General features: G+C 62.9%; 11 protein-coding genes. 2 read left to right on the plus strand and 9 right to left on the minus strand.

Features of this window, described 5'->3' with window-relative positions; translation table 11 throughout:
* Positions 1–14 precede the first annotated feature (14 nt).
* The 7 genes from murF to coq7 form a co-directional block, all read right to left on the minus strand.
* Positions 15–1,445 (minus strand): UDP-N-acetylmuramoyl-tripeptide--D-alanyl-D-alanine ligase, encoded by a 1,431-nt coding sequence (gene murF, locus AB6804_RS20315; protein ID WP_370887963.1) that lies wholly within the window; start codon positions 1,443–1,445, stop codon positions 15–17.
* Positions 1,442–2,980: a UDP-N-acetylmuramoyl-L-alanyl-D-glutamate--2,6-diaminopimelate ligase gene (locus AB6804_RS20320; protein WP_370887964.1), complete on the minus strand. Its 1,539-nt coding sequence runs from the start codon at positions 2,978–2,980 to the stop codon at positions 1,442–1,444. The genes murF and AB6804_RS20320 overlap by 4 nt, the downstream gene beginning before the upstream one ends.
* Positions 2,977–4,830 carry a peptidoglycan D,D-transpeptidase FtsI family protein gene (locus tag AB6804_RS20325; RefSeq protein WP_370887965.1) on the minus strand — a complete coding sequence of 618 codons (1,854 nt, stop codon included), beginning with the start codon at positions 4,828–4,830 and terminating at the stop codon, positions 2,977–2,979. Before AB6804_RS20325 ends, AB6804_RS20320 begins: the two co-directional genes overlap by 4 nt.
* The gene (gene ftsL / locus AB6804_RS20330) at positions 4,827–5,171 is read right to left on the minus strand and encodes a cell division protein FtsL (RefSeq protein ID WP_370887966.1); all 345 of its coding nucleotides are present in this window, start codon (positions 5,169–5,171) and stop codon (positions 4,827–4,829) included. The genes AB6804_RS20325 and ftsL overlap by 4 nt, the downstream gene beginning before the upstream one ends.
* Positions 5,168–6,121, minus strand: coding sequence for a 16S rRNA (cytosine(1402)-N(4))-methyltransferase RsmH (rsmH, locus tag AB6804_RS20335; protein WP_035966889.1), 954 nt, complete (start codon positions 6,119–6,121; stop codon positions 5,168–5,170). The genes ftsL and rsmH overlap by 4 nt, the downstream gene beginning before the upstream one ends.
* Before the next feature lie 16 nt (positions 6,122–6,137).
* Complete coding sequence (gene mraZ, locus AB6804_RS20340) at positions 6,138–6,566, minus strand: division/cell wall cluster transcriptional repressor MraZ (RefSeq protein WP_035966891.1); 429 nt, start codon at positions 6,564–6,566, stop codon at positions 6,138–6,140.
* A gap of 429 nt (positions 6,567–6,995) precedes the next feature.
* A complete protein-coding gene (coq7, locus tag AB6804_RS20345) occupies positions 6,996–7,649 on the minus strand; it encodes a 2-polyprenyl-3-methyl-6-methoxy-1,4-benzoquinone monooxygenase (protein WP_370887976.1) in 654 nt (217 codons plus the stop codon).
* A gap of 355 nt (positions 7,650–8,004) precedes the next feature.
* Here coq7 and AB6804_RS20350 point away from each other — a divergent pair, with 355 nt between their 5' ends.
* Positions 8,005–9,168 (plus strand): porin, encoded by a 1,164-nt coding sequence (locus AB6804_RS20350; protein ID WP_035966893.1) that lies wholly within the window; start codon positions 8,005–8,007, stop codon positions 9,166–9,168.
* Positions 9,169–9,310: 142 nt separating this feature from the next.
* Here AB6804_RS20350 and AB6804_RS20355 read toward each other — a convergent pair whose 3' ends face one another.
* Entirely contained in the window at positions 9,311–10,984 is a 1,674-nt protein-coding gene (locus AB6804_RS20355) for a long-chain fatty acid--CoA ligase (protein ID WP_370887967.1), read from the minus strand.
* Between the two features lie 128 nt (positions 10,985–11,112).
* Positions 11,113–13,194, minus strand: a complete 2,082-nt coding sequence (locus tag AB6804_RS20360) for a molybdopterin-dependent oxidoreductase (RefSeq protein ID WP_370887968.1) — start codon at positions 13,192–13,194, stop codon at positions 11,113–11,115.
* A 160-nt stretch (positions 13,195–13,354) separates the two neighbouring features.
* Between AB6804_RS20360 and AB6804_RS20365 the strand changes: the two genes are divergently transcribed.
* Positions 13,355–14,548 carry a M20 aminoacylase family protein gene (locus AB6804_RS20365; protein WP_370887969.1) on the plus strand — a complete coding sequence of 398 codons (1,194 nt, stop codon included), beginning with the start codon at positions 13,355–13,357 and terminating at the stop codon, positions 14,546–14,548.
* Positions 14,549–14,720: the final 172 nt, after the last annotated feature.

Genomic DNA, 14,720 nt, shown 5'->3' on the forward strand with positions numbered 1-14,720 from the left:
TCTCTTTCAGTGAGTCAGTGTGCTGCGGGCGCGGCGCCCGAAGCGGGTTGTTGTGGGCTCGTGAGGGCGTCAACCACGCGTTCCATCTTCATGAAACGCGAGCCTTTCGCGAGATACGTTGCGCCGGGTCCGAACCCGGCTTGTTCGAGTGCTTCGAGCAATGCGCCGACATCGTCGAAATGCGCGCCGGTCTGCTTCGATGCCGCTGCGTTGAATGCGTTCACTGAATCGCGGCTGGCGTCGCCGAGCGCGAAGAGCGCATCGATGCCGCGTTGCGCCGCGTAAGCGCCGACTTCGCGATGAAACGCGGGCCCTTCTTCACCGACTTCGCCCATGTCGCCCATCACGAGCACGCGCGGCGATGGCTGCGCGGCGAGCACGTCGATGGCTGCACGCATGGAATCGGGATTGGAGTTGTACGTATCGTCGATGACGGCCGCGCCATTCAGCGCGCCGATCACCGCGCGCTTGACCTGCAAGCGGCCCTTCACCGGCTCGAACGCTTCGAGGCCGCGCCTGATCGCGTCGAGCGACACGCCGGCGGCCAGCGCCGCAGCCGTTGCCGCGAGCGCGTTGCGCGCGTTGTGTTCGCCGAGCACGGCCAGCGTCACGTCGATTGCGCCTTGCGGCGAGCGCACGTGCACCGTCGTGCCGCTGACCGTCCCGGTGACGGCGGCCTTCGATTCGTCGCCGGTGAGCGCGAAGTCCATGATCGGATTGCCGGTCGCGGCGACGCGCCAGATGCTCGCGTAATGGTCATCGGCGGGAAACACGGCCGTGCCGGTTTCGCCGAGCGCATGGATGACCGAAGCGTGTTCCAGCGCGACCGCTTCGACCGTCGCCATGAACTCCTGATGCTCGCGCTGCGCGTTGTTGACGACCGCAACGGTCGGCGCCGCGATCTTGCCAAGCTCCGCCGTTTCGCCCGGATGATTCATGCCCAGCTCGACCACCGCCAGCTCGTGCGCCGCGCTCAGGCGAAACAGCGTGAGCGGCAAGCCGATGTCGTTATTGAAGTTGCCCGCCGTCGCGAGGCGCGCCTGTTCGCCGACGGCCGCCGCGAAGATCGACGCGATCATTTCCTTGACCGTCGTCTTGCCGTTGCTGCCCGTGACGGCGACGAGCGGCATCGTGTAGCGCTTGCGCCAGCCGTGCGCCAACGCACCGAGCGCCGCGCGCGTGTCCTTTACCTTGATGACAGGAAGCGGCCAGGCATCCGAATTGCGCAGCTCGCGCGACACGAGCGCCGCAGCCGCGCCGCTCTTCGCAACCTGATCCAGGAAATCATGCGCATCGAAGCGATCGCCCTTCACCGCGACGAAAAGATCGCCCGCCTGAATGGCGCGGCTATCCGTCACGACGCGTTCGATCGCAATGCTTTCATCGCCGATGAGCGACGCGCCGGGAATCAGCGCGGCGGCTTCGCGCAAGCTGAACATGGTCATTCGGAACCTCCGCGCTGCGTCGCGCGTGCTGCAAGCGCGAGGCGCGCGTGGTCCTGATCGGAGAACGCGCGCTTCTTGCCCATGATTTCCTGTGTGGCTTCGTGGCCTTTGCCGGCCAGCACGACGACATCCTCCCGCGCCGCCGACCGCACGGCTTGCAGGATGGCGCTCGCGCGATCTTCGATACGCCGCGCTTTCGCGGCGTCCTTCATGCCGGCGGCGATCTGGTCGATGATGGCGAGCGGATCTTCGCTGCGCGGGTTGTCGCTCGTGATGACGACCTGATCCGCGAGACGTTCCGCGATCTCGCCCATCAGCGGGCGCTTGGTCGCGTCACGGTCACCGCCGCAACCGAACATGCAGATGAGTTCGCCGCCGCGCGCATTCGCGATCGGGCGAAGCGCGGCGAGCGTTTTGTCGAGCGCGTCGGGCGTGTGCGCGTAATCGATCACGACGAGCGGCTCGTCGCTTTGCAGCCGGCCGCCAAGACGCTCCATGCGCCCGTTGACCGATTCGAGCTTCGCAATGCGCGCGATGGCGGCATCGAACGGCACACCCACTTCGAGCAGCACGCCGAGCACGGCGAGCAGGTTGCTGACGTTGAACGTGCCGAGCGTGCTGACTTCGACTTCGGCTTCGCCCCAATCGGACGAGAGATGAAACGCGGTGCCGGTGGCCGTCGCGCGGACGTGCGTGGCGAGAAGCATCGCGTCGGCGCTCGGGGCGGCATCGGCGGGCATTTCGACGCCGTAGGCAATCGTGCGAACCTTGCCGCGCAACGAGGCGATCAGGCGCTGGCCGGCGGCATCGTCACGATTGACGATCGCCGTTTTCAGCGACGGCCACGCGAACAGACGCGCCTTCGCCGTCTCATACGCCTCGAACGTGCCGTGATAATCGAGATGGTCCTGCGTCAGATTCGTGAAGATGGCGATGTCGAAATCCGTGCCGTTCACGCGGCCCTGATGCAGCGCATGCGACGACACTTCCATCGCGACGGCTTCCGCGCCCTGGCTCTTCAGTTGCGCGAGGCTGCGCTGAAGTTGCGGCGCGTCGGGCGTGGTGAAACCGGTATTCACGAGCTTGCCGGGCATGCCGATACCGAGCGTGCCGACGATCGCGCACGGACGGCCGAGCGCGGTCAGCGCCGTGGCGATCCACTGGCTGCACGATGTCTTGCCGTTCGTGCCCGTCACGCCGACGGTCAGCATCGACGCGGTCGGCTCGCCGTACCACGCGGAGGCGATCGGGCCGGCGAGCTCGTTCAGCGCCGCGACGGCGAGCGTCTTCGACGCGTCCGGCTTGCCCGCGAAGTTTTCCGGCTGGTACAGCGCCGCTGCCGCGCCCGCGCCGAGGGCGGCGTCGATGTACGGACGATTGTCCGCGCCATCGACCGCATAGGCGAAAAACACGTCGCCGCTTTTCAGCGAGCGCGTGTCGGCGTGCAACTGCGCCTCGGGCCGCGCATGCGCGCGCAGCCATTTAACGGCGTTCGAAACGTCCTTCTGCATCTTGCTTTGACGGGCCGCGCTCATCGCACGACTCCCGGATGACTCTTCGTGTTGCTCGACACGGCGACTTTCTTCGCCGTATTCGCGTTGTTGGTATTCGCTGGCTGCGTCCCTGATTGCGGCGCGGAACCGGATTCGTCCGTCACCACCATTTGCTTGACCGGCATGTCGGGCGGCACGTTCAGCGCGCGCAAGGTGTCGCCGACGATGCCCGAAAACACCGGCCCCGACACCTGTCCGCCGAAGTGGCTGCCCGCCGTCGGCTCGTCGACCGATACCGCCACGACGATGCGCGGATTCGGCATCGGCGCCATGCCGACGAACGACGCGCGATACTTCGAATGGTCGTAGCCGCGGCCCGCATGCTTGTAGGCCGTACCCGACTTGCCGCCGACGCGGTAGCCCGGCACCGCCGCATCCGGCGACGTCCCGTTCTTCGACACGACGGTCTCGAGCATCGCGCGCACTTCGCGTGCGGTGGTCGGCGAAAAAACCTGCTGACCGAGCGGCGGCTGATCGGCCGGCGTGCGGAAAATCGATACCGGCAGAACCGAGCCGTCATGCGCGATCGCCGTATAAGCGCGAGCGAGCTGGAACAGCGACGCCGACAAGCCGTAGCCGTAAGACATCGTCGCCTGCTCGATACGCCGCCAGCTCTTCCACGGCCGCAAACGCCCGGTCACCGCGCCCGGAAATCCGACTTTCGGCGCCTGACCGAGCCCGAGGCCGGTGTACATGTTCCACATCTCTTCGGGCCGCAATTGCATCGCAATTTTGGTCGCGCCGATATTGCTCGACTTCTGAATCACGCCGCCGACGGTGAGCGTGCCGAAGCCGGCGTCGTCCGTGATGCGCGCGCCGTCGAGCACGAACACGCCGCCGCCCGTTTCGACCAGCGTGTTCGGCGACACGCGATGCAGATCGAGCGCGAGCGAAACGGTGAACGGCTTCATGATCGAGCCCGGCTCGAAAGTGTCCGTGAGGATGCGGTTGCGCAACTGCTCGCCGGTCATGCGCGAGCGGTCGTTCGGGTTGTAGGTGGGATAGTTGACGAGCGCGAGCACTTCGCCCGTCTTCGTATCGATGACGATTGCCGCGCCCGCCTTCGCCTTCGACTTCTCGACGGCCGCCTTCAGGTTCGTGTACGCAATGTACTGAATCTTGCTGTCGATCGACAGTTCGACGTCCTTGCCGTTATGCGGCACGACTTGCTCGTCGACGTCCTCGACGATATGACCCATGCGATCCTTGATGACACGGCGCATGCCCGGCGTTCCGGCCAGCACGCCCTGATCGCCGAGCTCGACGCCTTCCTGACCCTTGTCTTCAATATTAGTAAAGCCGATCAGGTGCGCGGTGATTTCACCTTCCGGATAGAAGCGCTTGTATTCCCCGCGCGAATAGATGCCGGGGATGTCGAGCGCCGCCACCTTCTGCGCGACTTCCAGCGGCACCTGGCGCTTGACGTAGACGAAGGTCTTGTCCATCGAAAGCTTCGAGCGCAGGTCTTTCTGCGTCATGTCGAGCAGCTTCGCCAGTTCCGCGAGCTTGTCCGCGCCGAGGTCGTTCGGCACCGTTTCGGGAATCGCCCAGATCGCCTTGACGGGCAGACTCGTGGCAAGGACGAGGCCGTTGCGGTCGGTGATCTGGCCGCGCGTAGCCGGCAGCTCGAGCGTGCGCTGATAGCGGCTCTCGCCCTGCTTCTTGAAGAACGCGTTGCCGGGGCCCTGAATCCAGAACGCGCGCGCGGCCAGCGCGAGGAACGCCATGAACAGCAGGAACACGACGAGCTTCGAGCGCCACATCGGCAGGCGCACGGCGAGGATCGGGTTCGGCGTGTAGGCGACGTCCTTTTGTTTCGCGGATTTTTTCATCGTTTCGCTCCGCGAGCGTGCGGCGCCGAGGCGGGCAGCGGCGGCGGCATTGGCGCATCGGCGGCCTTCGTGGTCGCCGGGTCGTAGGTGAGATATTGCGTGCGGCCGGTCGTCACGGGCTGCATCTTCAGTGAGTTAGTGGCCAACTGCTCGATGCGCGAAGTCTTTGACAACGCGCTCTGCTGATACTGAAACTGTGCGAAATCCTGCTGAAGCTGGCGTTCCTGCGATTGCGCCCGCTGCAGTTCGATGAACACCTGCCGCTGCTTGTTCGTGGCGCTGACGACCGACAGCGCGCACCCGAGCACGATCATCAACAGGAAGATGTTGAGACGGTTCATGGCGCGATGCGCTCCGCGATGCGCATGACCGCGGAACGTGCGCGCGGGTTCTCGGCGACTTCCGCGTCACTCGGAAACACGCGGCCGACGATCCGCAACGGCGGACTCGGCAGATCGACCGCGCGGATCGGCAAACGACGGTCCACCGCCGGCGCGCTCGATTGCGCCTGCATGAACCGCTTGACGATCCGGTCTTCGAGCGAATGAAAGCTGATCACGACCAGCCGCCCCCCTTGCTCCAACAAACTCAGTGCCGATTCGAGAACTACTTGCAGCTCCGCAAGCTCTTGATTGATGTGAATCCGTATAGCCTGAAAGGTGCGAGTTGCCGGGTCCTTGCCCTTTTCACGGGTCTTGACGACGTGACCCACGATTTCGGCAAGCTCGCGCGTGCTGACGAGAGGCCCAAGACGGTCGGACTCTGCCCGGCGAGCAACAAGCGCCTTTGCAATCTGAAAAGCAAACCGTTCTTCCCCATAATCTCTGATCACCTCCGTCAATTCCTGCACCGTGGCCCGCGCGAGCCACTCCGCCGCCGACTCGCCGCGAGTCGGGTCCATTCTCATGTCGAGCGGGCCTTCCGCCCGGAAGCTGAAACCGCGTTCGGGATCGTCCACCTGGGGCGACGACACACCGAGATCCAGCAACACGCCCGACACCTTTTGCACTCCGCGTTCGCTCGCTGCATCGCGCATCGACGCAAAGCTGTCGTGCACGATCGAGAAACGCGAATCCTGAATCTGTTGCGCCGTGGCGATTGCGAGCGGGTCTTTGTCGAAAGCGATGAGCCGCCCCGCTTCGCCCAGCCGTTGCAAGATTGCCCGGCTATGACCGCCGCGCCCGAAGGTGCCATCCATATAGATGCCGTCCGCGCGCGTGATCAGTCCGTCTACTGCTTCATTGAGCAGCACCGTGCGATGCTGCAGTTCATTTCCCATCGCAGGTGCCATGTCGTTGAGCGCCGCGTCAGAAAGTGAAGTTCTTTAGCGCGTCGGGCATGCCCTGCGCCATCGCCGCGGCTTCCTTCGCGGCGTACGTCTGTGAATCCCATAATTCGAAGTGCGCGCCCATGCCGAGCAGCGTCACTTCCTTTTCGAGCGACGCGGCAGCACGAAGCTCGGGCGAGACCAGCACGCGCCCGGCGGTGTCGAGTTCGACATCCATTGCATTACCGAGAAAGATGCGCCGCCACCACATCGCTTCCATCGGAAGCGCGGCAACCTTGGCGCGAAAGACTTCCCATTCGGGACGAGGAAAGAGCAACAGGCATCCATCCGGGCTCTTCGTGAGCGTCACCCGGCCTTCTGCCTGCCCTTGCAGCGCTTCCCGATAGCGAGACGGAACCGACATCCGCCCTTTCGCATCGAGCGTCAGCGCCGACGCCCCTTGGAACACTCGCCCTTCTCCCCGTTGTGACCGGCTCACCGTCTCTGGCGCTGGTCCGTGCAAAGCTGACGACGCCCTCGATGACGCCACTCCCGCCGCAAAACTGCCCGAAAGTGGGTTCGGAATCACACAAAGAACCACTTTCTCACACTGTCTCCCACTTTAGAGGAACGTATTTCCTCGGTCAAGACGCGACAGCTTTTTTCAGGAAGGTTTTGCTCGCTAGAACAAGGACTTAGCGCAAGGACTTGAAGCCGGGATGGAGAAGAAAAGCGTTTGGAATTAGAGAGCTAGTGCGCTATCTGAAGGTAAAGTCTGAATTCGACGATAGAGAGGCGTGAAATGTAACGGTTTCCGTGGACGGATCGTGTGAGGAATGCAGCGTGAGGTTCGATGGCCGTTCGAAGGCATCTGGACGGCCATCGTTATAACCATGAATCAGATGTAGTAAGCGGTGCGCGTCATGACTTTCGACGCGGCGCGCATCAACGCCCGCACTGGAAACGGCATTTCGCTTCCGCCCGCGCCGATGGCCGCCGCGGCGTGCGCGCTCTCGTCGTTGCGCATCTGCTCGACGATCGCCCGCGAAGCATAGTCCGCAGCCGGCAGCGTGCGCATATGGCCGTCCAGATGCTGCTCGACCTGCCGCTCGGTCTCGGCCATGAATCCGAGGCTCGCGCGGTCGCCGAAGCGTCCCGCCGCGAAGCCGATCGCCAGCGCGCCCGCATACCAGAGCGGGTTCAACAGGCTCGGGCGTGAGTCGAGATCCTTCAGGCGCTGCGCGGTCCAGGCGAGGTGGTCTTCTTCTTCGCGAGCCGCGTACTCGAAACTCGCTTTGAGCGTCGGGGAATTGGTCGCGAGCTTCTGCGCCTGATAGAGCGCCTGCGCGCAGACTTCGCCCACGTGATTCACGCGCATCAGTCCCGCCGAATGCGCCTTCTCCTTCTCCGTGAGCGCCGGCTCCGCAACGAGCGAATCGCCTTCCACCAGCCCAGCCACGTTCGATTCGGGAATCGGCCGCGACATGCGGCTCACGCCGACCATGGAACGCAAGCCTCGATCGAATTCGCTAATGATTTCATCGAGCGTCATGTTCTCACCTCTTTGTTCGTGTTCGTGCTTGCGCAGCAGCGCCATCGCCCTTGCTTAGCAAGCCCTATTCTCTGTGGCCGACGATGCGAAGATGCCCCTCGGCAAGCGCCATTTTTTGTAATTAGGGCAAACACGACTCGTGAAAATGCTGAAAAACCAAGATTTTAGCGCATGTTGCAAAAACGTCACACGAGCGGCTGACGCGGCCCCGTTTTCCTTCCGCCGATCAGGACGTGTTTGCTACATTACGTGTCAACTTCGTCAAGAAGTATTCCGGCAGGGACCGTCAACACACTGGCGCTAGAACAGTGACCTTGCCAAAACAGTTGCAGGAACATCCTTGGAGATCTATTCAATGAAAAAGTCGCTTCTCGCTCTCGCAGCATTGGGCGTCTTCGCTGGCGCCGCGCATGCGCAGAGCAGCGTGACGCTTTACGGCATCATCGACGCGGGCTTCCTCTACAGCAACAACAGCGCCGGCCAGAAGCAGTACGCGCTGAACAGCGGCAACGTGCAAGGTAGCCGTTGGGGCCTGCGTGGCACGGAAGACCTCGGTGGCGGTCTGAAGGCACTGTTCGTGTTGGAAAACGGCTTCAACGTGTTCAACGGCCGTCTGGGCCAGGGCGGCGCCGAGTTCGGCCGTCAGGCGTATGTCGGTCTGTCGACGGCGCAGTTCGGCACGGTCACGCTGGGTCGTCAGTACGACTCCGTGGTCGACTTCACCGGCGCGTTCGAAGTCGGCAGCCAGTGGGCGACGTACTTCGGTGCGCACCCGGGCGACCTCGACAACATGAACAACTCGAATCGCGTGAACAACGCGATCAAGTTCACGAGCGCGAACTACGCGGGCTTCACGTTCGGCGGTTTGTACAGCCTGGGCGGCGTCGCTGGCCAGTTCAACCGCAACCAGATCTGGTCGGTCGGCCTCGGCTACTCGCGCGGTCCGCTGCAATTGGGCGCGGGCTACTTGAACGTCAAGGATCCGAACTTCTCGTTCTTCGGTAACACGCCGGCTTCGAGCACGACGGGTTCCAACATGGCCGGCAGCCGCGTGTACTCGGGCTTCGCATCGGCTCACACGCAGCAAGTCATTTCGGCAGGCGGCGCCTATACGTTCGGCGCAGCGACCGTCGGCGCGACGTACAGCAACACGCAGTTCAAGGATGTCGGCACGGAACCGGGCACGGGTCTGAACCAGTTTGGCTACACGGGCGGTTCGGGCAAGTTCCACAACGCCGAAATCAACTTCAAGTATCAGTTGACCCCGGCGCTGTTGGTCGGCGCGGCTTACGACTACACGAAGGGTTACGGCCTGGCCAACGCCAAGTACCACCAGGGCATGCTGGGCGCGGACTACTTCCTGTCGAAGCGCACGGACGTGTACATCGACGGTATCTATCAGCACGCTTCGGGCACGGACTCGACGCGCACGGCCGCTGTCGCGAACATCAATGGCCTGTCGCCGTCGTCGACGTCGAACCAGGTTGCTGCACTCGTGGGTATCCGCCACAAGTTCTAAGACGCACGTAACAAAGCGGTATCGACTAAAGGCGCCTTCGGGCGCCTTTTTTCTTCTCGCACGCATACGTCGCATCGGGACAAAAAAGCCGTCGTATCCAGCGACGGATACGACGGCTCGTCTTCACAGGTTAGCGCACCTGTCAAACGGTGCCGTCGCGCAGTTCCCGTCGCAGGATCTTGCCGACGTTGCTCTTCGGCAAGGTGCTGCGGAACTCGATGATGCGCGGCCGCTTGTAGCCCGTCAGGCGCTCACGGCAATGCGCGATGACGTCAGCTTCGGTCAGGCTCTCGTCCTTGCGCACGATGAAGAGCTTCACCGCCTCGCCGGAGTTCTTGTCCTTCACGCCGACGGCCGCGACTTCGAACACGCCGGGCAGCATCGCTACCACGTCTTCGATCTCGTTCGGATAGACATTGAAACCCGACACGAGAATCATGTCTTTCTTGCGATCGACGATTTTCACGTAGCCGCGCTCGTCGAACACGCCGACGTCGCCGGAGCGGAAGAAGCCATCGGGCGTCATCACCTTGGCAGTTTCGTCCGGGCGATTCCAGTAGCCCGCCATTACCTGGGGTCCGCGAATGCAGATCTCCCCTGCCTCGCCCAGCGGCACCTCGTTGTTGTCATCGTCGCGAATCGAAATTTCCGTCGATGGCAACGGCAGCCCGATCGTGCCGGTGTATTCGGCGGCCGTCACCGGGTTGCAAGTCACGCACGGCGACGTCTCCGATAATCCATAGCCTTCGACGATCGGCACGCCAGTGACCGCAAACCAGCGCTTCGCGACGGCCTCCTGCACGGCCATGCCGCCGCCGTTCGCTGCGATGAGCTTGGAAAAGTCGAGCTTGCTGAAATCGGGATGGTTCAGCATCGCGTTATAGAGCGTGTTGACCGCCGGGAGCGTGTTGATCTGAATGCCCTTCAATTCCTTGATCATCCCACCGACGTCGCGCGGATTCGGAATCAGCACGCCAAGGCCGCCGGTACGGATGGTGAGCATGCCGCACACCGTCAACGCGAAGATGTGATACAGCGGCAGAGCCGCCACGCATACGAACTGATCGATATCCGGCCGTTGCTTGCGCGCCGGCTCCAGCCACACTTCGGATTGCAGGACATTGGCGATCAGGTTGCGATGCGTGAGCGTTGCGCCCTTCGCTACGCCGGTCGTGCCGCCCGTGTATTGAAGGAACGCGACGTCGTCGGGCTTCTGTTCCACGGGCGCGAGCGTATGTCTGCCGCCTTCAACGAGCGCCTGATTGAAGCGGATGCTGCCGGGCAAGCTCCACTCGGGCACCAGCTTCTTCATCCGGCGCACCACGAAATTGACCACGGGCCCCTTCAGGCCCATGAGATCGCCCATCGACGCGACCACCACATGCTTGATGGCCGTGTTGGCGATCACCGCTTGCAGCGTCGCAGCGAAGTTCTCGAGAATGACGATGGCTTCCGCGCCGCTGTCTCTGAGCTGATGCTCGAGTTCTCGCGGCGTATAGAGCGGATTGACGTTGACGACGATGTATCCCGCGCGCAGAACCGCAGCGATCGCGACAGGATATTGCAGCACGTTCGGCATCATTAGCGCGACGCGCGCGCCGGGCTTCACCCCCTTCGCCTGAAACCACGCAGCGAGCTTCTTCGACATGTCGTCGAGCTCGCGATAGGTAATCGCCCGTCCCATGCAAAGGAACGCGCGACGGTCGCGATTCTTGCGGAAACTGTCCTCGAGCAGTTGAGACACGGATCGATACGCCGACGCGTCGATTTCCGCAGGCACACCGGCCGGATACGATTTCAGCCAAAGTTTCTCCATGCGGCGTCTCCTTTATCTGATTTTAGAATGATCGTGCGGAAACGAGATGCTAGCTGCTCGAACCGCTGCCGACAATCCGGTTAGACGCCGCGCTCCAGGCTCGTATGAACCCGCGTGCTTCAAACTTCTCAATGCAATGACTCCACTTCAACCAGGCAATCGTAAAACGTTGCCGATCCCCCCAGATCGGTCAGTGCCTGGCTCGTTACCTGATTGGCGTTGCAGCCATCGGGGGACAGCTTCTTCCACCAGATCGACAAGCCGACGACAACGCCTTGACGTGCGCGCTCGGTCACACGCGCGCGCGCCTGCATCGAGCCCCGGTCGTTGAATATGCGGACTTGCATGCCGTCTGCGATGCCGCGCGCTTGCGCGTCGAGCGGATGGATGTCGAGATGTGGCTCGCGCTCCGTTGCACGCAGACTCTCGATGTTCACGAAACTGCTGTTCAGGAAGTTGCGTGCGGGCGGCGAGATCATCGCGAGCGGATAGCGGGCAGCCAGTTCGGGCGCGGCTTCGGCGGATTCATACGGCGGGATGTAATCCGGCAACGGATGATGGCCCTCGTCTTTCAGGCGCTGGCTGTAGAACTCGCACTTGCCCGAGGGCGTGCGAAAGCCGCCATCGGCGAAAGGCGCATCCGGCAGGTCGAGCTTGATCCAGCCGGACGCCTTGAGCGCGTTCCAACTCTGGTCCTTCAGCGTGGGATGGTCCCAGCGGAAAGCCTTCGATGCGATCTGTTCATCGGTTTCGAATAGCGCCGGTTCGGTCAGTCCCATCGCGCGCGCAAGCCCGCGGAAAAACTCGGTGTTCGGGCGCGACTCCCCTACAGGCGCGATGGCCGGCAGGTTCGCCATGACGTGCGTGTGGCCGTAGGACTGGTGAACGTCGAGATGTTCGAGCTGCGTGGTCGCCGGAAAGATGAGATCGGCGTAATCAGCGGTATCGGTCTGGAAGTGCTCGAGCACGATGGTGAACAGATCCTCGCGCGCGAATCCCGCCGCGACTTTCGCGGAATCCGGCGCGACCGCAACAGGATTCGAGTTATACACGACCAGCGCCTCGATCCGCGGGCCAAAGCTCTCGTCGCCGGGATGCAGCAAGGCATCGCCGATGGCGTTCATGTTCACGATGCGCGGCGGCTTCGCCAGACCTCCCGGCAGCAGATCTGGCCGCTGGAGCGCGGCGGCATGCGTCGGCGCCCATCCGGACGACGACAGCAGCAGCCCGCCCGATCGCTCGCGCCACGCGCCGGTCAGCGACGGCAGGCAGGCAATCGCCCGCACCGCGTTGCCACCGCCGCGCACACGCTGCATGCCGTAGTTGAGGCGGATTGCGGCTTTCTTCGTCGAACCGAAAGCGCGCGCAAGGTCGACGATCACTTGCTCGTCGATGCCGCATATCGCTGCGGCGCGCGACGGCGGATACAGCGACGCGCGCTTGGCGAGCTCGTCGAAACCCAGCGTGTGCGCATCGACATAATCGCGATCGACGAAGCCCTCGCGGATGAGCACGTGCATCATGCCCAGCGCGAGCGCGGCGTCGGTGCCCGGCCGCAGCGCGATGTGCTGATGACACTTTTCGGCGGTCAGCGACTTATACGGATCGATCGCGATCAGTTTGGCGCCCCGCCGCTTTGCCTCCTGCGCGCGCGTCCAGAAATGCAGGCTCGATGCGATCGGATTCGCGCCCCAGATCAAAATCAGTTCGCTTTCCTCGAAGAAATCGACGTGCATGCCGACGCTCGCGCCATAGGTATAGCGGAGGCCGGCCGCACCGGCGGCAGCGCAAATCGTGCGGTCAAGGCGCGATGCGCCAAGCACGTTGAAGAAGCGCGCAGCGATGCTTTCGCCCTGAACGAGGCCCATGGTGCCCGCGTAGCTGTACGGCAGAATCGCTTCAGGCGCGCGACGCGCAATCGGCTGAAGCCGGTCGGCGGCGATGCGCAACCCTTCCTCCCAACTGATCGGCTCCAATTGCCCGCTTCCTTTCGGTCCGACGCGGCGCAACGGTGTCAGAAGACGGTCCTTGTGATGCGTGCGCTCGGCGTATCGCGTGACCTTCGTGCAAAGGACGCCTTGCGTCGGCGGGTGATCGGGATCTCCGCTGACTTTTATCGCCTTGCCGTCTTGCACGGTCACGCGCATCGCGCAGGTATCGGGGCAATCGTGCGGGCATACGGCTCGTGCAAACTCGGCTGGAGCGTTCATCGAAAAGTCCGGTCAGTCGGGAAAATAGGCGGCAGATGACCGAATTCTATTACGCCGGCTATGCGACAGACTGTCCGATCCAGCAAATAGTGGCGGCGTAGAATGGGTTATGCCGCGTGTCAATCCGCGCGATCCGAATATCAACGAGAGAGCAGTACAAATGAGTTCGATCCCTGAAATCGAAGCATCACACGATGAAATCAAGGCCCTTCGACGAACGATCCACGCTCATCCCGAGTTGCGTTACGAAGAGGTCGGCACTGCGAGGCTCGTGGCCGAAAACCTCGAACGGTGGGGCGCTACCGTGCATCGCGGCGTGGGTAAGACTGGCGTCGTCGGCGTTTTGAAGCGCGGAACGAGCGGCGCATCCATCGGACTGCGCGCCGACATGGACGCATTGCCGATCCAGGAAGTGAACACGTTCGAACATCGATCCACACACGCCGGCCGGATGCACGCCTGCGGCCACGACGGCCACACGGCGATGTTGCTCGGCGCCGCCAAGTATCTTGCCCAGCACGGAAAGTTCGACGGGACGGTCGTGTTCATCTTCCAGCCAGCAGAGGAAGGCGGTGCGGGCGCGAAAGCCATGATCGACGATGGACTCTTCACTCGCTTCCCCGTCGATGCAGTGTTCGGCATTCACAACTGGCCAGGAATCGAGACCGGACACTTTGGCGTTACCGAAGGACCGATCATGGCGTCGAGCAACGAGTTTCGCATCACGATAAACGGGACCGGCTCGCACGCGGCGCTACCGCACAACGGTCGCGATCCGGTGTTCACGGCGGTTCAGATCGCGAACGCATTGCAGAGCATCATCACACGTAACAAGAAGCCGCTGGACACGGCAGTGCTGTCCATCACGCAGATCCATGCGGGAGAAGCGGCGAACGTCGTGCCCGACCACGCATGGCTCGGCGGCACGGTGCGGACGTTTACGGTGGAGACGCTCGATCTCATCGAAGCGCGGATGCGCAAGATCGTGGAGGCGACGGCTTCTGCGTACGATTGCGAGGCCGAAGTGCGGTTCCACCGGAATTACCCGCCGACAATCAATGACGCTGAACAGGCGGTGTTTGCGGCGCGCGTGATGGCGGAGGTGGTGGGTGCGGACAAGGTCGACAGCTCGGTCGAGCCGACGATGGGCGCCGAAGACTTCTCGTTCATGCTGCTCGAAAAACCCGGATGCTATGCGTTTCTTGGAAACGGCGATGGCGGGCATCGCGATCATGGACACGGCGCGGGGCCCTGCATGTTGCACAACGCCAGCTATGACTTCAACGACGCGCTGTTGACAGTGGGATCGTCGTACTGGGTACGATTGGTTGAGCGGTTCTTGGCCGAGAAGTGATTGCTGCGGCGGGCGTGCTTCATCGGGACGCCTGCGTGCGTAAGCGCGCCCCAACGCAAAAACCCCACCTTTGTGGGGTGGGGTTTTTGTTTGCAGCATGAGGAGCCTGACGATTACCTACTTTCACACGGGCAATCCGCACTATCATCGGCGTGGAGTCGTTTCACGGTCC

This window comes from Caballeronia sp. RCC_10 (assembly GCF_041360715.1).
Taxonomy (GTDB): domain Bacteria; phylum Pseudomonadota; class Gammaproteobacteria; order Burkholderiales; family Burkholderiaceae; genus Caballeronia; species Caballeronia grimmiae.

Bases quoted from the DNA above. Each gene is read 5' to 3' on its own strand.
- coq7 (WP_370887976.1), bottom strand. From the start codon at position 7,649: ATGACGCTCGATGAAATCATTAGCGAATTCGATCGAGGCTTGCGTTCC.
- AB6804_RS20350 (WP_035966893.1), top strand. From the start codon at position 8,005: ATGAAAAAGTCGCTTCTCGCTCTCGCAGCATTGGGCGTCTTCGCTGGC.
- AB6804_RS20360 (WP_370887968.1), bottom strand. From the start codon at position 13,194: ATGAACGCTCCAGCCGAGTTTGCACGAGCCGTATGCCCGCACGATTGC.
- rsmH (WP_035966889.1), bottom strand. From the start codon at position 6,121: ATGGCACCTGCGATGGGAAATGAACTGCAGCATCGCACGGTGCTGCTC.
- AB6804_RS20355 (WP_370887967.1), bottom strand. From the start codon at position 10,984: ATGGAGAAACTTTGGCTGAAATCGTATCCGGCCGGTGTGCCTGCGGAA.
- AB6804_RS20325 (WP_370887965.1), bottom strand. From the start codon at position 4,830: ATGAAAAAATCCGCGAAACAAAAGGACGTCGCCTACACGCCGAACCCG.
- ftsL (WP_370887966.1), bottom strand. From the start codon at position 5,171: ATGAACCGTCTCAACATCTTCCTGTTGATGATCGTGCTCGGGTGCGCG.
- murF (WP_370887963.1), bottom strand. From the start codon at position 1,445: ATGACCATGTTCAGCTTGCGCGAAGCCGCCGCGCTGATTCCCGGCGCG.
- AB6804_RS20365 (WP_370887969.1), top strand. From the start codon at position 13,355: ATGAGTTCGATCCCTGAAATCGAAGCATCACACGATGAAATCAAGGCC.
- AB6804_RS20320 (WP_370887964.1), bottom strand. From the start codon at position 2,980: ATGAGCGCGGCCCGTCAAAGCAAGATGCAGAAGGACGTTTCGAACGCC.